This window comes from Novacetimonas hansenii (assembly GCF_014843995.1).
In the GTDB taxonomy this organism is placed as follows: domain Bacteria; phylum Pseudomonadota; class Alphaproteobacteria; order Acetobacterales; family Acetobacteraceae; genus Novacetimonas; species Novacetimonas hansenii.
This window is the reverse complement of record NZ_CP062147.1, coordinates 3,225,928-3,246,507: the sequence shown is the minus strand read 5'-3', so window position 1 is coordinate 3,246,507 and position 20,580 is coordinate 3,225,928. Positions and strand designations below refer to the sequence as shown.

16 protein-coding genes and 1 pseudogene are annotated in these 20,580 nt (G+C 61.0%); 11 read left to right on the top strand and 6 right to left on the bottom strand.

Annotation, left to right across the window (positions count from 1 at the left end):
- Nucleotides 1-157: 157 nt before the first annotated feature.
- The 5 genes from qatA (at nt 158) to IFJ82_RS14105 (ending at nt 6,218) form a co-directional block, all read left to right on the top strand.
- Complete coding sequence (gene qatA, locus IFJ82_RS14125) at nt 158-2,122, top strand: Qat anti-phage system ATPase QatA (RefSeq protein ID WP_003618831.1); 1,965 nt, start codon at nt 158-160, stop codon at nt 2,120-2,122.
- Entirely contained in the window at nt 2,122-2,997 is an 876-nt protein-coding gene (gene qatB, locus IFJ82_RS14120) for a Qat anti-phage system associated protein QatB (RefSeq protein WP_003618833.1), read from the top strand. Before qatA ends, qatB begins: the two co-directional genes overlap by 1 nt.
- Entirely contained in the window at nt 2,994-4,340 is a 1,347-nt protein-coding gene (qatC, locus tag IFJ82_RS14115; protein WP_003618835.1) for a Qat anti-phage system QueC-like protein QatC, read from the top strand. The genes qatB and qatC overlap by 4 nt, the downstream gene beginning before the upstream one ends.
- Nucleotides 4,341-4,349: 9 nt before the next feature.
- Nucleotides 4,350-5,090, top strand: a complete 741-nt coding sequence (gene qatD / locus IFJ82_RS14110; RefSeq protein WP_003618836.1) for a Qat anti-phage system TatD family nuclease QatD — start codon at nt 4,350-4,352, stop codon at nt 5,088-5,090.
- 168 nt (nt 5,091-5,258) lie between these two features.
- Complete coding sequence (locus IFJ82_RS14105; protein ID WP_003618838.1) at nt 5,259-6,218, top strand: IS481 family transposase; 960 nt, start codon at nt 5,259-5,261, stop codon at nt 6,216-6,218.
- Between the two features lie 423 nt (nt 6,219-6,641).
- On the opposite strand, the gene IFJ82_RS14100 is transcribed toward IFJ82_RS14105, so the two are convergent.
- Nucleotides 6,642-7,301 carry a TetR/AcrR family transcriptional regulator gene (locus tag IFJ82_RS14100; RefSeq protein WP_040510588.1) on the bottom strand — a complete coding sequence of 220 codons (660 nt, stop codon included), beginning with the start codon at nt 7,299-7,301 and terminating at the stop codon, nt 6,642-6,644.
- A 108-nt stretch (nt 7,302-7,409) separates the two neighbouring features.
- Between IFJ82_RS14100 and IFJ82_RS14095 the strand changes: the two genes are divergently transcribed.
- Together IFJ82_RS14095 and IFJ82_RS14090 are read left to right on the top strand one after the other, a co-directional pair.
- Nucleotides 7,410-7,976: a hydrolase gene (locus IFJ82_RS14095; protein WP_003618841.1), complete on the top strand. Its 567-nt coding sequence runs from the start codon at nt 7,410-7,412 to the stop codon at nt 7,974-7,976.
- 48 nt (nt 7,977-8,024) lie between these two features.
- Entirely contained in the window at nt 8,025-9,449 is a 1,425-nt protein-coding gene (locus IFJ82_RS14090; protein ID WP_040510590.1) for a DHA2 family efflux MFS transporter permease subunit, read from the top strand.
- A gap of 116 nt (nt 9,450-9,565) precedes the next feature.
- Here the strand turns inward: IFJ82_RS14090 and IFJ82_RS14085 are convergent, their stop codons facing one another.
- Both IFJ82_RS14085 and IFJ82_RS14080 read right to left on the bottom strand, forming a co-directional pair.
- Entirely contained in the window at nt 9,566-12,742 is a 3,177-nt protein-coding gene (locus IFJ82_RS14085) for an error-prone DNA polymerase (RefSeq protein WP_003618845.1), read from the bottom strand.
- Nucleotides 12,739-13,158, bottom strand: a pseudogene (locus IFJ82_RS14080) (DUF6504 family protein); the annotation flags it as partial. The gene IFJ82_RS14085 and the pseudogene IFJ82_RS14080, both read right to left, overlap by 4 nt.
- 224 nt (nt 13,159-13,382) lie before the next feature.
- On the opposite strand from IFJ82_RS14080, the gene IFJ82_RS14075 reads away from it, so the two are divergent.
- Nucleotides 13,383-14,276 (top strand): LysR family transcriptional regulator, encoded by an 894-nt coding sequence (locus IFJ82_RS14075; protein ID WP_003618907.1) that lies wholly within the window; start codon nt 13,383-13,385, stop codon nt 14,274-14,276.
- 280 nt (nt 14,277-14,556) lie between these two features.
- Here IFJ82_RS14075 and IFJ82_RS14070 read toward each other — a convergent pair whose 3' ends face one another.
- Entirely contained in the window at nt 14,557-15,447 is an 891-nt protein-coding gene (locus IFJ82_RS14070) for an alpha/beta fold hydrolase (protein ID WP_003618905.1), read from the bottom strand.
- Between the two features lie 183 nt (nt 15,448-15,630).
- Nucleotides 15,631-16,581 (bottom strand): LysR family transcriptional regulator, encoded by a 951-nt coding sequence (locus IFJ82_RS14065; RefSeq protein WP_003618904.1) that lies wholly within the window; start codon nt 16,579-16,581, stop codon nt 15,631-15,633.
- 92 nt (nt 16,582-16,673) lie between these two features.
- On the opposite strand from IFJ82_RS14065, the gene IFJ82_RS14060 reads away from it, so the two are divergent.
- The gene (locus IFJ82_RS14060) at nt 16,674-17,636 is read left to right on the top strand and encodes an NAD(P)H-binding protein (RefSeq protein ID WP_003618902.1); all 963 of its coding nucleotides are present in this window, start codon (nt 16,674-16,676) and stop codon (nt 17,634-17,636) included.
- Between the two features lie 62 nt (nt 17,637-17,698).
- On the opposite strand, the gene IFJ82_RS14055 is transcribed toward IFJ82_RS14060, so the two are convergent.
- Entirely contained in the window at nt 17,699-18,913 is a 1,215-nt protein-coding gene (locus IFJ82_RS14055; protein WP_003618900.1) for an MFS transporter, read from the bottom strand.
- A 108-nt stretch (nt 18,914-19,021) separates the two neighbouring features.
- Between IFJ82_RS14055 and IFJ82_RS14050 the strand changes: the two genes are divergently transcribed.
- Nucleotides 19,022-19,678, top strand: coding sequence for a TetR/AcrR family transcriptional regulator (locus IFJ82_RS14050; RefSeq protein ID WP_003618898.1), 657 nt, complete (start codon nt 19,022-19,024; stop codon nt 19,676-19,678).
- Nucleotides 19,679-19,815: 137 nt separating this feature from the next.
- A complete protein-coding gene (locus IFJ82_RS14045; RefSeq protein WP_003618896.1) occupies nt 19,816-20,577 on the top strand; it encodes an SDR family NAD(P)-dependent oxidoreductase in 762 nt (253 codons plus the stop codon).
- Nucleotides 20,578-20,580: the final 3 nt, after the last annotated feature.

Genomic DNA, 20,580 nt, shown 5'->3' with positions numbered 1-20,580 from the left:
TTTGCCTTCGGTGCATGTCCTTCGCACGGCCAATTTTCATCAGGCAGTTGCCTGGTTCCTCTTGGCTTTAATACCGACACCCCTTGATCTAGTCATCGCAAGATGCAGGATAGCTTTCGGAGACGGCTGGCCCAAACCGTCTCTCTCGGGGGAATAAATGCTGCTTGCGGACAACGAGACCACTTTCGATCTGCTGAACAACGATGCGATCGCCAAGACTATTGTCGGCCTCATTACCGAAGATCCCGAGCGCGCCGTCACCGTTGGTGTCCACGGTGACTGGGGAGCGGGCAAATCAAGCGTGCTGGAGATGATCGAAGCGTCGTTCGCCGATCATGATGAGACGCTGTGCATTAAGTTCAACGCATGGCGGTTCCAGGGATTAGAGGATGCGAAGATCGCGCTGATTGAAGGCGTGGTCACGCAGCTGATCGAGAAGAGGTCGCTGACGACGAAGGCAGCCGATGCCGTCAAGGATGTCGTCAAGCGCATTGACTGGCTCAAGGTAGCGCGGATGGGCGGTGGGCTCGCGTTCACCGCGATGTCGGGTTTGCCCAGTCCCGATCATGTCGGCGCGGTCGTCGGCATGGTGAAAGGCTTCTTCGCGGACCCGGCCAAGTATGCCGACAAGGAGCAGATAAACAAGGTCATAGAAGGTGCCGAAGGGTTATTGAAGGAGAAGGAAAGTCGGCGGGTCCCGCAGGAAGTCGAGGAATTCCGTAAGGCATTCGATGAACTGCTAAATCGCGCTGGACTGAAGCAGTTGGTCGTCCTGATCGACGATCTCGACCGCTGCCTGCCCGAGCCGGCGATCGAGACGCTTGAAGCGATGCGCTTGTTCGTGATGATGGACCGCACCGCCTTCGTCATCGCGGCGGACGAGGCGATGATCGAATATTCGGTGCGTAAGCACTTCCCCGACTTACCGGATACCACCGGTCCGCGTGATTATGCGCGCAATTATCTCGAGAAGCTCATCCAGATCCCGTTTCGCATCCCGGCGCTCGGCGGGGTTGAGACGCATATCTATGTGACCTTGCTCCTCGTGGGCGCACGGCTCGGTGACGAAGACGCGCAATTCAAGGCGTTGGTGGCGGTGGCGCGCGAGGCGCTGAAGCGCCCATGGGATCCGACGGGGTTCGATGGTGCCGCGGTCCAAGCTGCGCTCGGTGCGCGCGCGAAGGATGTTGCGGACGATCTCGTGCTGACCGAACAGATCGTGCCGCTGCTGGCTAGTGGGACGTCCGGCAATCCGCGGCAGATCAAGCGATTCCTCAACAGCTTGCTGCTCCGCGAGCGGACGGCGGACGCGCGAGGCTTCGGGGCTGCGGTCAAATTGCCGGTGCTGGCCAAGCTCATGCTAGCGGAACGGTTCATCCCCACGTTGTTCGACGAGATCGGCCTCGCGTCGGCGAACGATCCCGATGGTCGTTGCAAAGACCTCGCTGTCCTCGAGGAAGGTTCCAAACCCGAAACGGCTCGGGCCCCTGCACCACTTGTGGCAGGCGGGGAAGGGAAGAAAGTCGTGCCCCCCAAGGCTGTCGCCGCCCCCGAGCCTGCGACGGTCGAAAATCCGGTCCTGACACAATGGCAGGCGTCGGACGTCATCAAGGCGTGGGCGAAGCTTCAGCCGCCCTTGAGCAATGTTGATTTGCGTCCGTATCTGTTCGTCACCAAGGACCGGAAGGACTATCTCGCAGCAGCCTCCGCCCTCGGCCCGCTGGCGGCGGTCGTCGAACGGCTGATGGGCCGTCGCATGGCCGTCTCGGGAATGGATGCGGAACTGCGGGCGCTCGCAAAGCCCGAAGCCTCGCTCGTCTTCGATTATGTGCGTCGGCGAATCCTAGGTGCGGGTGATTTCTCGCGGCCACCCGCCGGCATCGACGGCGCGACGATCCTCGTGCGTACGCAACCGCACCTTCAGTCGGCTCTCTTGGACATGCTCGGAACGCTGCCCGCCTCAAGCGGTCCCTGGATCGTCGCGGGTTGGTCGGAGGTGATCACCGAAGACGCCGAAAGACGGCGCTTCCAGACTCTGCTGGAGCGATGGAGCAAGGCTACCGACAATCCGGCGCTGGCCGCGAGCGCGACCGCCGCTCTGCGGACGAGGGCGAAGGGCTGATGGGCACGTCCTCGACCTTCGACGGCCCCAATAACGATCGCCCGCTGGTGCCCACCTTCGTCGACGACAGCGACCGGGACGGTGGGGCCGGTGATGACGCAGGCGATGGGCAGGATGGTGCCGATGGCAACAGCGGTGATGGCGAACCTGCGCCCGCCGCGCCGCCACTCCCGCCACCGGGTGCAGCAGGTCGCTTCACGGCCCCGCGCGCCAATTTCACGACGTTTGCGCGTTCTGGCGGCACCGATCGGCGCAGTCTGGGCCGGGCGGTATCAGGTTATGTGCGCTCGTCCATGGGGAGCCCGCGCCGCGCAGCGCAGCGGATGGGCACCGCTCGCGCGTCCGGCGGCAACGTGGTCCGGATGCTGCAATCGGTGCAGGCCAACGGGATCGCAGAGACCTTGCGGGAGCTTAATCTCACCGCGCTCGCCGGACGTCCTATCGAGGAAGTGTTCGCGGGGCTGGCGGACTATGTCTGTCCGGAAGATGGGTCGATAGATCAAGGCATCGCGCGCAACGCTTTCATAGAGACGATCGCCGACCTAGCCGAAGCCGGCATCACTGACATCGATGGTTTGACCTCCGAGCAGATGACAACGGTCTTTGAGCTTTATGTGGCGCACACGATCGAAGCCCGCATCTGCAATGACATCGGGACCAAGGCGGTGGCCTTGCCCGCGAACCCGGCGGCAGCCCAGAAGGTCGAGGATATGCTGCACGATTTCATCCAGCGCGGCGTAACCGACGCAGTGGCGCGTTCCGGTAGTAACATCCAGACGCTTTCACCCGACCAGATCAACGGTTTCGTGACATCGGTCTACGAGGATGCCTTCCAGATCCTCCAAGCGATGGGCGATGCGGAGGCGGCACGATGAAGCGTCATCTCCTCGTCGGCAAATTGGGACCCACGGACGACCCTACTGTCTTGACGCGGATCGACGAAGTCCGATCCGACGTCCAGCTCCTGAACGCAGGCGGGATGGCCTATGGGGTACAGACGGCGCTCAATGAGCTGCGCAAGTTCGATCTGGTCCCCAATGAGATCGGCATCGACCTGCTGGCGCTTGGCGCCCTCGTCTACGCGGCGGATACGCGGATCGCTCGCGCGACCGAAGCCCAGGACGGCTGGACCCGCGAGATACGCATCTCGTTGCCAGTCAGTGACGTCGCCGCGTGGGAAAGGGCACGACCGGTGATCGACCGCGCATTAGGCTTCCTGAGCGGCGACCGATGGGAGATTGAGTTCCGCACCCGGCCAGTGGGCAAGGGAAGGCTCGGTGGCGACGCGCCGCTGCTCAATACGGATCTCGGGGGTGTGAACCTCTTCTCGGGCGGCCTCGATAGCTTGATCGGCGCCATCGATAGCCTCGCGGCCGATGAGCGGCCCCTGCTGGTGAGCCATGCTGGCGAAGGTGCGGGGAGCAAAGCGCAGTATCTTTGCCACGCGGCGCTCAAGGCGAAATTCCCGCAGCGTCGTTTCGAATGGGTGAGGCTGCCGATGGTCTTCGCGCATGACTTGGCAGAAGGCGTCGGATCGGAGACGTCGACTAGGGCGCGATCGTTTCTGTTCTTCGCCTTCGGTGTTGCGGCCGGAACGGCGCTGCGTCGGCCATTCGACCTCAAAGTGCCCGAAAATGGCCTTATCGCGCTTAACGTACCGCTCGATCCGCTACGTCTCGGGGCACTTAGTACCCGAACGACACACCCATTCTATATGGCGCGCTGGCGCGAGATCATCGCCGCGCTCGGCATCGATGGGTCACTGTCAAACCCTTATTGGGCGATGACCAAGGGCGAGATGGTCGACGCTTGCGCGGACAAGCCGTTCCTCATGACGATCGCCGACAAATCGATCTCCTGTTCGTCCCCCGCGAAACTGCGGTGGGCGGGCTATGCTCAAGGACATTGCGGATACTGCGTTCCGTGCCTCATCCGGCGGGCATCGATGCCGGACGGCGATCCGACGAGGTACTTCCTCGAGGACCTGCGCCAGCGCCCGCTGAACAGCGCGGAAGCAGAAGGCGTACAGGTCCGCTCGTTTCAGTTGGCGATCGCGCGGCTCCGCGACCGACCCGACCTGGCGAAGATCCTCATCCATAAACCCGGCCCCCTCTACGACCATGATCTGGATGACCAAGGCCGCATGGCAGGGGTCTACGCGCGTGGTCTGGAGGAAGTCGGGCGATTGCTGGATGGCGTTCGCACGCGTCCGAGGTAGAGGGCGGGGATGAGCAATCTCGTAGATTTCCATTGTCACCTCGACCTGTATCCAGATTTCGAGCGCGCGGTCGAGCGTTGCGAACGCGCAGGCGTCTTCACCCTCACGGTGACGACGACGCCTAAGGCGTGGCGGCGGAACGCGGAAGTGACGGGAGCGACGAAATATGTGCGCGCGGGCCTCGGCCTCCATCCTCAGCTTGTGGGCGAAAGGGCAGCCGAGATAGGCTTATGGGAGAGGTTGCTGCCCGAGACGCGCTATGTCGGCGAAGTCGGCCTCGATGCGGGACCTCGGTACTATAGCTCGTTCGACGTGCAAAAGAAGGTCTTCGCCCACGTACTGGAAGCTTGTGCCGAAGCCGGTAACAAGATCCTGTCGGTCCATAGCGTACGGTCGGCGAAGATCGTCCTCGATATGGTCGAGGCTCACATGCCGTCCGATCGCGGGAAGGTGGTGCTACACTGGTTCACGGGCTCGGCAGCGGAAGCACGCCGTGCGGCCGATCTCGGGTGCTATTTCTCGATCAACGAACAGATGCTCGCCAAGGAAGGTAAAACGGCATTTCTGCGATCCCTGCCGCGTGAATGTCTCCTGACCGAAACGGACGGTCCGTTTACTAAGGTAGGGGATCGTGCGGCTGAGCCTACAGATGCGGGGCGGGCACTCGCTCCACTGGCCGCTTTGCTAGGATTGGACGAAACCGAGACTAAGGCCCTGATCTACGCCAATCTCAGGAAGCTTCTCTTCTGACGATCTGCTCGCTTCGCCCTCTGGCGGTGGTGAAGACACGGTTAACGGCACCATATCCCGGCTTGCGCTGGAACCTGTCTGTTGCAAATCCATCCGTCTCGGCTAGCCTAGATGTTTAGTCCCGGGGTTTGATGGTGTGATATTTTCACGCGAGTGGAAGGAAGCATTATGGGACAGATACGTCATGGGAGCGCCACGACCACGCACGCCGTGCGAGCAGCAATACAGCGATCGCAGGCTTCGCTCGCGGCGCTGAGCGAGGCGTTCGGGATCAACCCGAAAACGGTGGCGAAATGGCGGAAGCGTCAGACTGTCGAGGATCAGAAGACAGGTCCCAAAGCGCCGCGCTCAACGGTTCTGTCCGAGACTGACGAAGCGATGATCGTGGCCTTCCGTCGGCATAGCTTACTGCCGTTGGATGATTGCCTTTACGCATTGCAGGCCACCATTCCACATCTGACACGCTCGGCCCTGCATCGCTGTCTTCAGCGTCACGGGATTTCACGCCTGCCTGATGTCGAAGGAGACAAGCCAAAACGGCAGCACTTCAAGCGCTATCCGATCGGGTTCTTTCACCTCGATATTGCCGAAGTCCAGACTGCCGAAGGAAAGCTTTACCTTTTCGTCGGTATAGATCGCACAAGCAAGTTTGCGGTAACGCAGCTTGTGGACAAAGCCAACAGACGGACAGCCTGGGAATTTCTCGAATATCTTCTGCGCATCGTCCCTTATCAGGTTCATACTATCCTGACGGACAACGGCATCCAGTTCGCCGAACAGCCCCGCAACCGGGGCTCGGCATGGTCACGTTCCATGCGTTTCGACATGATCTGCGAGGCTAACGGGATCGAGCATCGCCTGACAAAACCCAATCACCCCTGGACCAATGGTCAGGTCGAGCGAATGAACCGGACGATCAAGGAAGCAACGGTCAAACGCTTCCATTACGACAGCCATGAGCAGTTGAGGACGCACCTCAATGACTTCATCGCCGCGTATAATTTCGGGCGAAGGCTCAAGACACTCAAAGGCCTCACACCCTATGAATACATCTGCAAAATATGGACTTCAGAACCAGATCGATTCATCATCAACCCAATCCATCAAATCCCGGGACTAAACACGTAGGGTGCAGATCGCTAACCTGAAACTGAACGTTCGTCCCGCTGATCCAACGTCAACAGACCATCGGCAGATTATGGCATAAACAGCCGTTAGGTAACGGCACCATGGATGGCGACTCAGTCCCAAAAGGGGGCTTTAGAGGGCTATGGCGTAGACGTAGTTCTCATCTGGTTCCGGCCCGCCTAGTGAGATTCGAGCCTCGACTGGGTAGAATGCATGCGCAAATCCGCTATCCGCCTTTGCCGGCAGAGCGTCGGATGGATTCATGTCGGCTTTCGGGAAACTCTCCCAACCGCCTGTATGACCGGGATGTAGGCGGAAGCCGCCGCTGCGCATCTCGCACTTCGCAAGTGCGGCCGATCTCTCGCGCCGTCAGTCGAAGGACGCATCACACCGGGAAAGTGTGGCTTCGTCTCCGGTTCGCATTTAGCGTGTCTTTCCATCCGTTGCGCTGTCTGCACCGCGCCGGAACGGCGCCAGCCTGTCGGAAAGATAAAGTCGGTTCATCCGCCGCAACTCATCGGGCGCGCCCGACGTCGTGGGCGCGTCGTTCGCGAGCATGCCGCGCAAGACTTTCATGGTGTTCAGAACGACCGCCGCGATGTCTTTCGCCAGCGCCTCATCCAGTCCCGGCGCACACACGCGCAGCGCCGCCGCAATTCCGGCCACGGCATGACCTCGCGCGCGGTCGCGGATCTCCATCTTGTCAGTCCGCGCCTCCATCAGGGCGGACAGCGATTTCACACGCGGATGAAGCGTGACAAGCAGTTCGATCAGGATATCCGCCAACGCTTCCGGCGAAAGCGTGGCCGCACGTTTGGCAAGTGCTGCGTATTCGTCTTCCAGAATGGCGATATGCCGCTGCACCAGAGCGTCCGCCACAGCCTCCTTGTTCGGAAAGAAGCGATAGAGCGAGCCGATCTTCGCCCCGGCGCGCGCGGCGATCTCCGCCATGGTCGTCGCCTCGTAACCGCGTTCCGCCATAAGGTCGGACGCAGCCGCGAGCAGTTCCTCGACGCGCTGGCGTCCGGCCGAGCGTAGCGGCTGAAGAGATGTCCGTTTTGCTCTTGACGTATTTGAGTCCATCCTCAAATAATGCTCCTGTTTGAGTATCTGCTCAACTTCTAGCGGTTCCGTGTGGTCTGGACAACGCTTCGGGACGGTCGCGCGAACGTCAACAGGGAAGCTCACGCCATGATTTCACTTCCGCCCACCCGGACGGCCCTCGTCCTGATCGATCTCCAGAAGGGAATCACGGGACTGCCTTTGGCCCCGATACCGGGGGCCACGATCGTCGAACGATCGAAAGAACTCGCGGCGCGTTTCCGGGCCGCCGGTGCTCCCGTCATTCTGGTGAATGTCGCGTTCGCGCCCGATTTCGCGGACGCGGTGCATGCGGTCGTCGATCGCTCCTTTTCGCCGCCCGGAGGCTTTGCTCCCGACTGGACCGAACTGGTTGACGGGCTCGCCGGACCGAATGATCTGCGTATCACGAAACGGCAATGGGGTGCCTTCTACGGCACGGATCTCGACCTTCAGTTGCGGCGGCGCGGCATCACCACCATCGTCCTGGGCGGAATCGCGACCAATCTGGGCGTGGAGTCCACCGCCAGGGGGGCTCATGAGCATGGATACAACGTCGTGCTCGCCGAGGATGTTATGTCCACATTCACCGAAGAGATGCAGCGCTTTGCCTGCGAGGAGATTTTTCCTCGTCTTGGCCGCGTGACGACCAGCGAGGCGATTGCCTTGGATGCGTGAGCGAATGGCGGACATCTGCGCGTCTCGCGGTTCCCGGCGAGATCATTCATGAACGCCGGAACGTCGTTGCCAGCCCAAGGCTCGGATCAACTGCCTCCCGGAACCTGGAAAATCGTGAGCGTCGCGGCGATCGGGTCTTTCATGGCGCAACTGGACGCCACGATCGTCAACGTGTCGCTCCCCGATCTCGTTAGGACCCTGCACGCGCCGTTTTCAAGCGTTCAATGGGTGGTCAGCGGTTATCTGCTGGCGCTCGCCCTGACGTTGCCGCTGAACGGATGGCTCGTAAGCCGCCTCGGGGGGCGAGCGGTCTATTTATGGTGCTTCGGTGCTTTCACGCTGACATCAGGCTTCTGCGCGCTGGCATGGTCGGCACCGTCCCTGATCGCGTTCCGCCTGCTGCAAGGCATGGCTGGCGGCCTGCTTGCTCCCATGGCGCAGATGACGGTCGCCCGTGTGGCGGGCCGACAGATGCCGAGGGTTGCGAGTGCGATGACGGCACCCGTTCTGCTCGCGCCGCTTCTCGGACCCGTTGTCGCGGGAGCCATCCTCTCCGTCGCGTCGTGGCGCTGGATCTTTCTTCTCAATGTGCCGGTCGGGCTGGCGGCCTTTGTCCTCGCCGTCCTGTTTCTCCCGGACGACAGAGAGGGCGCGCGTGCCCGTCCGCTCGATCTGACAGGGCTCGGGCTGCTCGGGCCTGCCCTGGTGTTGTTTCTCTACGGCATGGATCACATCGCCCGACCTTACGGGCAGGCGACCCTGAGCGCATCCCTTGTGCTGTTCGTCCTGTATATCCGATCCGCGCGACGCAAGGGCGACGATGCGCTGATCGACCTGCGCCTGTTGCGTGCGCCCGCCTTTTCGGTGTCGGCGATCATCATGTTTCTGACGAACGGGGTGTCGTTCGCTGGTCAGATGCTTCTACCCGTATGGCTGATCCACGCCTGCGGTGTCTCGCCCGAGCGGACGGGCCTGCTCATGGCGCCGCTGGGCCTGGGAATGATGTGCGTCTATCCGCTCATTGGTCGTCTGAGTGACCGGTTTGACGCGCGCGATCTGACCGGTTGCGGCGCGCTGCTTTCGCTGGTTGGAACACTGATTCTGGCTGTGCTCGCCTATAACGGTCTGAATGCCGCCCTGCTCAGCGTCGCCCTGCTTCTGCGCGGTGGTGGCGGAGGAGCCGTGGGCATTCCGGCGATGAGCGCGGGGTATGCGTCGATCGCTCGGGACGATATTCCCATGGCAACGACTGCGCTGAACATCATGCAAAGGATCGGGGGGCCGACGTTGACCACGGTGTGCGCCACATTCCTTGGATGGCGGCTCGCGACAACCGGTCCGTCTCATATCCCATCAGAGGCTTTTGCCGAAGCATTTGGAGTGCTCGCGTTATTTCATGGCGTTCTGCTACTCACGACGCGCTTCATCAACCACTCAGAAAACAACCGCGAAACTCGACAACCTTCGACGTGACTGTACTTTGAGCGGTCACCAAAAAAAACAAATCAGGCAAGCTCTGCTGAATTTTTCTGCTTTGAGGGCGAAAGACGACATCGTTGACCAGCAGAATTATCACGTAAGCGCAGGGGCTAGTGGAAGTTTCTTGATTTCACCGTGATCCGTTCAGATCTGGCTTCCTGTTGTGCCCTGCCGACCTCATGCAGGGACCGGTTCCCGACATCGGCCAGCAATCCAGACAGGTTGGTGATCTCCTTCGCCACCAGATGCACGACCTCACCTTCCTTTTGCAGCATGCCCATTACCGCCAGCATCTGCCCGCCCAGTACCACGCGCCGGTTCGCATCGAACATGTCTGGCCAGATGATGACGTTCATATTGGCCGTTTCGTCCTCCAGCGTCATGAACACCACGCCTTCGGCGGAGCCCGGTCGCTGCCGGACCAGCACCAGCCCTGCCACGGTGAGACGCTTCCCATCCTTCGCTGCCAGTGCCTGCCGACAGGACATGATGTCCCTTTCCTGAAGATCCTCACGCAGAAAAGTCAACGGATGATCCCGAAGGGTCAGGCCAAGTCGGTTGTAATCCCGCACCACCTCGGCCCCATCGCGCATGGGCTGGAGCAATACATCCGGTTCTTCAGCTTCCCGCGTGATCTGGGCTGCCGCGAACAGCGGCAACGGTTCATCGCGCAGGACCCTGATCGCCCAGAGCGCCTCGCGCCTGGCCAGCCCAAGCGAGGGCCGGAACGCATCGGCCTCGGCCAGATGGGTCAGGGCTGCCGCCTTCACACCCGCCCGACGCCACAGATCATCAATGGATGTAAAGGGACGGGAGTCTCGTGCGGCAACAATCCGGGCCGCATCATCATTGGCCAGTCCCTTCACCAGGCTCATGCCCAGTCGCACGGCGAACATCCCGTTGGGGCTTTCCGGTCCTTCCAGCGTGCTGTCCCAGCGCGAGGCATTGACGCAAACGGGCCGGATTTCCACGCCATGTTCCCGCGCATCGCGGACAAGTTGCGCCGGGGCATAGAACCCCATAGGCTGGGAATTCAGAAGCGAGGCCAGAAACACGTCCGGATGGGTGCATTTCATCCACGATGACGAATAGGCCAGAATGGCGAAACTGGCCGCATGGCTCTCAGGAAATCCGTAAGACCCGAAGCCCTCCAGTTGCAGGTAGATCCGTTCAGCGAATTCCTCATCATACCCGTTGGCGCGCATGCCATTGATCAGGCGTGTCTGAAACTGAGAGACGGTACCAGTGTTCTTGAACGTCGCCATGGCCCGCCGCAACTGATCGGCCTCGGCGGCTGTAAACCCGGCGCAGATCATGGCGACCTGCATCGCCTGTTCCTGAAACAGCGGGATGCCAAGCGTCTTTTTCAGAACCTTTTCCAGTTCCGGGGTGGGATAGTCTTCCGGCTCGATCCCTTCGCGCCTTCGGAGATAGGGGTGGACCATGTCTCCCTGTATGGGACCAGGTCGAACAATCGCGACCTCGATGACGAGATCGTAAAACACACGCGGTTTGAGCCGTGGCAGCATGGACATCTGTGCCCGGCTCTCGATCTGGAACACGCCGATAGTGTCCGCCTTGCGGATCATGGCGTAGGTGCGGGGATCTTCGGCAGGGAGGGTCTGGAGGGTGAAATGCTGGCCCTTGTGCTCCGCCAGCAGATCCAGCCCCTTTTTCATGCAGGTCAGCATGCCAAGCGCCAGGATATCGACCTTCATGAATTTCAGGACGTCGATATCATCCTTGTCCCACTCGATAATCTGGCGGGCCTCCATCGAAGCGGGTTCGATCGGCACCAGTTCATCCAGCCGGTCATGCGTCAGCACAAAGCCGCCGGGATGTTGCGACAGATGGCGGGGCGTCCCGATCAGGCACCGCGCGAGATCCAGAGTCAGGCGGATGCGCCGATCGGACAGATCAATACCGCTGTCAGTCAGGGCGTCATCGTCCAGCGTGCGGCCCCAACCATGAATCTGGCCCGAGAGTGTGCGGATCAGGTCTTCCGGTAGCCCCATGACCTTCCCGACATCGCGCAAGGCTCCCTTGGCGCGATAGCGGATGACCACGGCCGTCAGTGCTGCCCGATCACGTCCGTAATGCTCATAGACCCACTGGATGACCTGTTCACGTCGCGCATGCTCGAAATCGACATCGATGTCCGGCGGCTCGCCCCGCTCTTCGGAGACGAAGCGCTCGAACAGCAGGGAGTTGCGCGCGGGATCAATGGCCGTGATGCCGAGCACGTAACAGACGGCAGAATTGGCCGCCGATCCACGTCCCTGACAGAGAATGTCCTGGCTGCGGGCATAGCGGACGATGCTGTTCACCGTCAGGAAATACGGTGCGTAGGCCATGCGCCCGATCAGGCCGAGTTCATGGTTCAGGCTTTTGCGAACCTCGTCCGGGATACCTTCAGGATAGGTGCGGGCTGCGGCCTCCCATGTCAGCGCTTCCAATGCCTGCTGGGGCGTCTGGCCGGGAACGGACACTTCATCGGGATACTGGTAGGCCAGATCATCCAGAGAGAAGTGACAGCGCTCGACGATCTGCACGGTGCGAGCCACCGCTTCCGGATAACGGCTGAACAGCCGGGCCATTTCCTGCGGGGGTTTGAGATAGCGGTCCGCATGACGTTCGCGGACGAACCCGGCCTCGTCGATGGTCGTGTTATGCCGGATGCAGGTGACGACGTCCTGCAGGATGCGCCGGTCATGGGTATGGAACAGCACGTCATTGGTTACAACGGTTGGCACATGCGCCTGCTGCGCCAGGTTGGCCAGTTCGTAGAGCCGCATCTGGTCATTGGGACGGCGCAGCAGGGTCAGCGCCATATAGGCCCGGTCGGCAAAGGCGTCTTTCAGTTTGCGCAGATGCAAAGCGCAGGCATCGTCTGCCGTGTCAGGGACCATGACGATGATCAGGCCCTCGCCCCAGGCGACCAGATCCTCCCAGAGCAGATGGCATTTCCCTTTGCCGGCTCGTGCCTTGCCTATGGTGAGCAGCCGGCACAGGCGACCGTAGGCCGCGCGGTCGGTCGGATAGACCAGCACTGCTGGGAAATCGGCCAGGTCGATGCGACAGCCGACAACCAGCCGGACACCGGTAGCCTTCGCGGCTCCGTATGCCTGCACCATTCCGGCCAGAGAGTTGCGGTCACAGATGCTCAGTGCCTCGATGCCAAGGGCCTTTGCCTGCTCGAATAACTCAATGGGCGACGAGGCTCCACGCAGGAACGAGAAATAGGTTGTGACCTGCAGTTCGGCATAGCACGGTACCGGGGTGTTCATCCGAAAATCCCGTGCAGAAACCAGCCCTGCGAGCCGGTCTCGCCGTGCTCACCATCACCCGCCCGGTAAAGCCAGAACCGCTCGCCGCTCGTATCCTCCACCCGGAAATAGTCCCGGGCGATGGTCAGTTCCGCGTCGTTCTTCCACCATTCGCCAAACACGCGCTCCGGCCCGTCAGCGCATTTCACCTTCCGTCGTACACCCCGCCAGATGAAGAACAGCGGCGGCTGGTCCGGGAGTTCCGCCATGGCCTGCACCGGTTCCGGTCGTGCCAGCAGCCGGGTAGGGCGAGGCCAGTGCTCGGGCCACTCCTTCGTCTCCTCGGGGGCAAGCGCGGGCACGCGGCAGAAGGAGCGTTCGGGCAAATCGCTTTCTACTGGCGCGAAGCGATACAGCGCCTGCATGCCGACACGGTTGATCGCCTCGCCGCGATCTGTCACCGTTCCGTAGCTGTGGCTGAGGCCCATGCAGCCGAAACCGATTGCGGAAACCTCAAGGCCACTCTTGCCAAGTACACGCTTTTCCATCGCTTATTCTCGCTTCCGGGATGTCGCCTACAAATTCCTCCCCCACTCTAACCGCTGCCCTTTATGGCGACTATGGCGTAAGATCGGCATGAACCTGTGAGCATGACGCATCAATGTTGCGAGAGAACACGAACGACCTTCTGGCCTTCATGGCGGTCGCCCGCGAACGGAGCTTCACGCGCGCGGCCGCGAAACTGGGCGTTTCGCGATCGGCTCTGAGCCACACGATCCGTAACCTCGAAGAGCGTCTGGGCCTGCGGCTGCTGGCGCGCACAACCCGCAGCGTCGGCCTAACCGAAGCCGGTGCGCGTCTGCTGGACACCATCGCGCCACGCTTCGACGAGATCGAGGCGGAACTGGTTGCCATGAGCAGCCTCAGAACCAGACCGGCCGGCACCATCCGCATCACGGCGACCGAGCACCCTACCTACACCGTCCTCTGGCCTCGGGTGTCGGAACTGCTGCGGCAATACCCGGACATAAAGATCGAGATCGTCGTGGATTACGGCTTGCGGGATATCGTCGCCGAGCGCTTCGACGCCGGCGTGCGCGTGGGCGAGAGCATCGCCAGGGACATGATCGTCGTGCCGATCAGCCCCGCTCTGCGCTCCGCCGTCGTGTGCAGCCCGGCCTATGTCGCGCGGCACGGCGTGCCCGCGACGCCGCAGGACTTGACGACACACGCCTGCATCAACATGCGCCTGCCCACCCACGACACGATTTTCGAGTGGGAGTTCGAGAAGCAGGGCCGGTCCCTGAACATGCGTGTCGATGGCCCGGCGGTGGTCAACACGCTCGCACTGCGCCTCAACGCCGCACTCGACGGCGTGGGCCTTGCCTACATGCCGGAGGATTACGCCATGCCCCATATCGAGGCGGGCCGACTCGTCCGCATTCTGGAGGACTGGTGCGATCCTTACCCCGGCTATCACCTGTTTTACCCGAGCCGCCGGCAGATGACACCGGCTTTCGCCCTGCTGGTCGAGGCGCTGCGGTATCGGGCGTAAGTCGCCAGCATCCGGCAACCACGCCCTACGTAATCCTGCAGTCCCAACTCTGATCGCTGATGTCAGGCAGACAGCATAGGTCGTGAGCGATCACGGTCGGTGCCCACGTGGCGGCCACGGACGTGGCCGGGGAACCGAAGACCTGGAAAGCATAGGGATGACACTCCCGCCGCGACAATACTGTCGCGAAGTGAAGACCGATTATCGGGAGAACGAAAGAAAGCGAGCATCTTGATCTTCTTCTTCCAGAACATATCTTCGGCTAGAAAAAGGTATCTGTTCAGAGAAACTCGCCAATGCTCCTCAACAATTCTTCCGGCGCTTCTTCCTGGGGGCTGTGACCACAGTCAATAGCGTGTCCCCGCACATCCGTGGCTTTTTCGCGCCACGTTTCCACGACGTCATAAAGTGCGCCGATGGTCCCTCGTGCGCCCCACAGCGCAAGGAGTGGCGCTTCGACCCGACGGTCGGCATCTTCCGCGTCGTGAACGAGATCGATGCCTGCCGCTGCACGATAGTCCTCACACGCGGCATGCCGCATCCGGGCATTGGCATAGCAGCGACGGTATTCCGCCATCACCCGAGGATCGACGGCGCCTGCAATTTTGACCTGTCCCGCTATATGCGTTTCCAGAAAGAAATCCGGATCGGCACTGATCAGCCTTTCCGGCAACGGATAGGGCTGGATCAGAAAGAACCACCAGAAATAGCGCCGCGCAAACTCCATGTCGGTCCGGGCGTACATTGTCGCTGTCGGCGCAATGTCGATCAGCACCAGCTTTTCCACCGCCTGCGGCGCATCGAGCGCCAGGCGATGAGCCACGCGTCCACCGCGGTCATGCCCGACAAGCCGGAAGCGCTCAAAACCAAGCGCTTTCATGACGCCAATCTGATCCGCAGCCATGGCGCGCTTGGAATAATTGATGTGTTCAGGGCCGCCGTCGGGCTTTGCGCTGTCACCATAGCCTCGGAGATCAGTCGCCACGACGGTAAAACGCTCCGCCAGTACCGGCGCGACCTTATGCCAGGTCAGATGCATCTGCGGATGGCCGTGAAGAAGGAGAAGCGGAGGTCCTTCCCCGCCTATGGCGGTACGGATACGAACTCCGTTCACATCGGTATCCTGCCACGTAAAGCCGGGCAGCAATTCCGGAAATGCCCTGACGACCATGACCCCACCTGATTTTTTTTCGACGACCGCACCAACAAGTGTGACACTACAGGACTATCTCTTCGTCTTCGGGTCAAAACCTGTTTATTTACTATCTTTCGCCACTCTCGATATTCCCGCTCCTGTCACGCGGTATTCCCGTCTCCAAATTTCCGGGATGGATTATTGCAGGCGCGCTTCTGCTCAACCGGCGCCATCCGCGGCGTCTCGCCCACCGACGCCAACAGCCGCCTGCATCACCAGCCCGGACGCGCAATACCGTCCCAGAGCCGCCACAAGATGCCCAAACACCGCATCAATCCGGCGGCTGTGACGCAGATCTTCATGCGCGACAACCCAGGCCTCGAGTTCGGCGACAACCAAGCCCGGCAGCACGCGCACCAGATCCCGTTCGCCAATTGGCAATTGCGTGACACCGATCCCCAATCCCGCGCGTACCATGGCAAGCTGGGCCGGATGACTGTCGGTGCGGAGCGCGAAATACAGCTTCTCTCCCAGCGTCTTTTGCAATTCCCGTGTAAAATCTTGATCCATCCGGGATCGGTCCGAGCCGATCAGCGTGTGCCGGGCCAGATCCGTCGCACCTTCCGGCACCCCATGCCGCTCCAGATAAGAGGCGGTCGCGAAAAACCCGAGCGGGATACATCCTGCCCGTTTCGCCACCAGCGCCCCATGGCGCGGACGACGCATCCGGATCGCGATATCCGCTTCCTGCCCCGGCAGATCTGCGTTCTCGTTGCTCAGGACCAGTTCGACGGCGAGGCCCGGATGGCGCTCCCGCAGCGGGGCCAACAGACGCGGCATGACCTCGATGCCGACGAATTCGGCGACGCTGATACGCACCGTACCCGCGATCTCACCCCCGGACGCGGACGCAGCGCGATAGAAAGCCTCTGACGCGAAGGCCATACGCCGGACATGGACCGCCAGTTCCCGGGCGTCATCCGTCGGAACCAGCCCATTCACCGTGCGCGAGAAGAGTGGCTGACCGATCGCGCGCTCCAGCGCCTCGATCCGGTGACGCACGGTCGGCTGGGTCAGGCCGAGGCTGCGCGCCGCCGCCGACAGGCTTCCCGTATCGAGAACCGCGAGGAAGGCCCGTTGTCCGTCCCAGTCCGGAGAAAGAATGCTCATCGTTTTTCAATGAGCAGCATGCCGATCTTTGTCAATTTCCTTCGCGACCGCCTCCGTTCACTCTTCCGGTGGAAACGCAGGGAGATCGCAGCGTGACGAAAGCAATCCTCGTTCTGGGGGCAACCGGCGGCATTGGCGGCGCGGTCACACGGGTCATGCTGCGTCGCGGCTGGCAGGTGCGGGCAATGGTGCGTGACCCGGCCCGGGCTCAAGGGGGCTGGGGTGACGATGTGATGCCCCACTGGGTGCAGGGCGATGCCATGCTCCGGGACGATGTGGTGAGGGCCGCGACCGGGGTCGACGTAATCCTGCACGGCGTCAATCCGGCAGGCTACCGCAATTGGGAAACAACAGTGCTGCCGATGATCGACAACACGATCGCCGCCGCCAGGGCTACCAGCGGAGCGCGCATTGTGCTTCCGGGAACGATCTACAATTATGACGCCGCCACAGCGCCGGTGATCGGCGAAACGACACCGCAAAATCCGCCAGGCCGCAAAGGCAAGATCCGCAAGGCCCTCGAATGTCGCCTCACCGACGCCGCCCCGGAGGTTCCGAGCCTGATCGTGCGGGCGGGCGACTATTTCGGCCCTGACGCACAGCAGAGCTGGTTCGCTCAGGCGTTGGCGAAGGCGCCGCTGAAGCAGATCACCTATCCCGGCCGCACTGGTATCGGTCACGCTTGGGCTTACCTGCCTGATCTGGCCGAAGCAATTGCGCAACTGCTCGAACTACGACCCGGTGCCATGGCAACCGTCGAACGCATGCAGTTCAGCGGGTTCTGGGACGCAGACGGCACACACATGATCGCTGCGCTCCGCCGCATGACGGGCACGCCGGATCTCTCAGTCCGGCACTTCCCATGGTGGTTGATGCGCCTTCTTTCTCCATTCGGTGGTTTTCCGCACGAAGTGATCGAGGTTAAGCCCTACTGGCATTATCCGGTCCGGCTCGACAACAGTCGCCTCGTCCAGTTGCTGGGATCAGAACCTCATACCGACATCAATCAGGCTGTCAGAAACGCCGCGAACTGTCCCGGAGTCTCAACGTCCTAATATTTGGCATATGCATTTTGGCTCGCGGGAGCAGAGCTGTCTGCAACTTTAGTTAACCTGCATCATGACTGCCCCCCCTGCTTGAGTCGGTGGCCAGATCGAAATCCATGCGATCGCGCTGTCCATGCGATCAGGAAACCGACGGCGACGAGCACCATCACGGCCCATGGGAACGACGCCGCGCCCCATGTATCGAACAACACACCACCCAGAAGGCCACCTCCGGCTATGGCACTGTTCCACGCCACGACATTCATCGACAGCGCGACGTCCGCGCCAGCGCCGGCCGCATCGGCCAGCGCGGTCTGGAGCAAGGTTGCGGCCCCGCCGAATGTCAGCCCCCATATCGTGACACCAATCACGATCACAGTCGGCGACGCTGATTCAATGGCGAAAGCCACTGACACGACTGCGAATAGGGCCAGACTGAGCAGAACGGACAAGCGTAAAGCATGATCGACCGTGCGGCTGGTCAGCAAGATGCCCGCCAGCGCGGCAATCCCGAACAGCAGCAGAATGCGATCCGCCTGCCCTACTAGTCCGGCGGGTGCGATGAACGGCACAATGTAGGTGTAGAGCACGTTGTGCGCGAGCATCCACGCCATCACGACCCCCAGAACGGGCTTCACACCCGGCATGCCCAGAACATGCCGGAATGGCAGACGCTCGTGATGTGCAGCGCCCGGAAAATCAGGAACCTTTGCCAAAACCCACGCAATCAAAAGCACTGTCAGACCCGACATGATCCAGAACGTCAGGCGCCAGCCGACAACAGCCCCCAGCCATGTGCCTGAGGGAACCCCCAGAGAAAGCGCGATTGGTGTGCCTACCATAGCAATCGCAAGAGCTTGCCCCTGCTGAGCGCGCGTTACCATCCTGCGCGCGTAGCCGGCCAGCAACGCCCAGGCGAGACCCGCCGCCGCACCCGCTCCGTAGCGGGCCATGAGAGTCGCGCCATAATGCGTCGAAAACGCGGTGATGGAATTGAACACCACGAAGCCGATGATCGCCAGCAGGAGAACCCTCCTGCGCCGCCATCGCTGCGTGGCGAGCGTCAGCGGGATCGCCGCACTCAGAGAACCGACGGCATAGGCCGTCACCATCTGCCCAGCGAATGCCGGGGAAACATGCAGACCAGCACCGATCTCGGGCAAAAGACCCGCCGGCAAAGTTTCTGTCATAATGCAGATGAAGCCGGTCATGGCCAGCGCGAGCAGACCGGAAACAGGCAAGCACTCGTCGGTTTTTTTCGCGGACGGTACGATGGTCGGTGTCATGAGCCACTCAATATATGGAACGAATGATACACATATATGCGGACCGTAAAATCTTGGCAATAATTTCTGGATCGATTAATATGAAAGTCTTTTCAAAGGAGCACTAGCATGGCGCGGACTGGCCGTCCCCGTGAGTTTGACCGCGACAAGGCGATCGACGCCGCCACGGCGCTTTTCTGGGCGCAGGGTTATGAACCGACGTCCCTGACCCAGCTCAAGGCCAGCATGGGCCATATCTCGCCCGCGAGTTTCTATGCCGCGTTCGGTTCCAAGGAAGCCCTGTTCCGGGAAGTCGTGCAGCATTATCTGGCAACGTATGGTCAGGTCATGGCCCCCTTATGGGATGAAAGCCTGCCGCCACGTGAGGCCATCGAACGGACGTTACGCGGCTCAGCGCGCATGCAGGCGGCCCGTACGCATCCGACCGGCTGTCTGGTCGTGTCCGGCGCCAGCAACTGCTCACCCGAGAACGAACCTGTCCAAGCCCTTCTCGCCGCAGAACGACAGCGTACGCGGGCAGGTATTAAGGCCTGCGTGGAGCGCGCCATAGCCAGAAATGAATTGAAGGCCTCCCCGTCAACAGATGTCCTGCCCGATATTCTCGCTACTTTTTTTCATGGCATGACATGCGAAGCGCGGGATGGAATGACTGTTGACACTCTGGATGCTGCCATCACATCCCTCCTTACGTTGTGGGATATCAACACTGTCAAACCTCTCAAAAATCGACAAAAAAACACCGAAAACACGGGGGTCAGACTGTAGCCTTCCACAAAAACCCCCAACTTTCATATCGTCCGGTCCACAATTCCTTGACGTCGCTTCATGTCCATATTATGGATCGGGTGATACGGAAGTTGGGTTTCCGAATAGGACGCCATCTTTCCGCGAGGAGTCCGTTTATGAACACACCCAAAATCGCCCTTATCACGGGTGCCAATCGCGGCATCGGCTACAGTATCGCGAAGCATCTGACGGATGCTGGCATTAATGTCGTCGGCACTTATCATGCCAATGAAGATGAGGCGAAAGCTGCCGAAATCGCCCTCAGCCATGAAAAAGTGAAGTTGCGTATGCTGCAACTGGACATCGCGAACCATACGTCGTTCACGGATTTTGCTCAGCGGGTGAAAGCCCTTCTCGCAAACGAGTTCGGGCTGCAGGGACTAAATTATGTTGTCCAGAACGCCGGCAACATCATTCACACACGCTTCGATGCCGCTACCTCCGAACAACTCGATAATCAGTACAACATCCACTTCAAGGGCCCTTACCTGCTGACAGTGGCGCTCCTGCCACTGCTTCGCGATGGCGGCCGCATTCTCAACATCACCTCTGCCGCGACCCGCTTTTATCTGACGGATCATGGCCCCTATTCGGCCATGAAGGCCGCAACCGAGGTCATTTCGCTCTACATGGCGAAAGAGCTGGGGGAGCGCGGGATTACCGTCAATGCCGTCGCCCCTGGGGCGGTCGCATCGGATTTCGGCGGGGGGCTGGTCCGTGACGATGCCACGGTAAATAAAAGCCTTGCAGACATCACTCCGCTGGGACGTGTCGGGCAACCCGATGATATCGGAGCCGCTGTCCGTGCCCTTCTGTCTGATGATATGCGCTGGGTGAATGGTCAGCGTATCGAAGTGACGGGAGGGCAGTCGCTATGATGG

Excerpts from the sequence above, each read along its gene's own strand:
- qatA (WP_003618831.1), top strand. The coding sequence starts at position 158 with ATGCTGCTTGCGGACAACGAGACCACTTTCGATCTGCTGAACAACGAT.
- qatB (WP_003618833.1), top strand. The coding sequence starts at position 2,122 with ATGGGCACGTCCTCGACCTTCGACGGCCCCAATAACGATCGCCCGCTG.
- qatC (WP_003618835.1), top strand. The coding sequence starts at position 2,994 with ATGAAGCGTCATCTCCTCGTCGGCAAATTGGGACCCACGGACGACCCT.
- qatD (WP_003618836.1), top strand. The coding sequence starts at position 4,350 with ATGAGCAATCTCGTAGATTTCCATTGTCACCTCGACCTGTATCCAGAT.
- IFJ82_RS14105 (WP_003618838.1), top strand. The coding sequence starts at position 5,259 with ATGGGACAGATACGTCATGGGAGCGCCACGACCACGCACGCCGTGCGA.
- IFJ82_RS14100 (WP_040510588.1), bottom strand. The coding sequence starts at position 7,301 with ATGGACTCAAATACGTCAAGAGCAAAACGGACATCTCTTCAGCCGCTA.
- IFJ82_RS14095 (WP_003618841.1), top strand. The coding sequence starts at position 7,410 with ATGATTTCACTTCCGCCCACCCGGACGGCCCTCGTCCTGATCGATCTC.
- IFJ82_RS14090 (WP_040510590.1), top strand. The coding sequence starts at position 8,025 with ATGAACGCCGGAACGTCGTTGCCAGCCCAAGGCTCGGATCAACTGCCT.
- IFJ82_RS14085 (WP_003618845.1), bottom strand. The coding sequence starts at position 12,742 with ATGAACACCCCGGTACCGTGCTATGCCGAACTGCAGGTCACAACCTAT.
- IFJ82_RS14075 (WP_003618907.1), top strand. The coding sequence starts at position 13,383 with ATGTTGCGAGAGAACACGAACGACCTTCTGGCCTTCATGGCGGTCGCC.
- IFJ82_RS14070 (WP_003618905.1), bottom strand. The coding sequence starts at position 15,447 with ATGGTCGTCAGGGCATTTCCGGAATTGCTGCCCGGCTTTACGTGGCAG.
- IFJ82_RS14065 (WP_003618904.1), bottom strand. The coding sequence starts at position 16,581 with ATGAGCATTCTTTCTCCGGACTGGGACGGACAACGGGCCTTCCTCGCG.
- IFJ82_RS14055 (WP_003618900.1), bottom strand. The coding sequence starts at position 18,913 with ATGACACCGACCATCGTACCGTCCGCGAAAAAAACCGACGAGTGCTTG.
- IFJ82_RS14050 (WP_003618898.1), top strand. The coding sequence starts at position 19,022 with ATGGCGCGGACTGGCCGTCCCCGTGAGTTTGACCGCGACAAGGCGATC.
- IFJ82_RS14045 (WP_003618896.1), top strand. The coding sequence starts at position 19,816 with ATGAACACACCCAAAATCGCCCTTATCACGGGTGCCAATCGCGGCATC.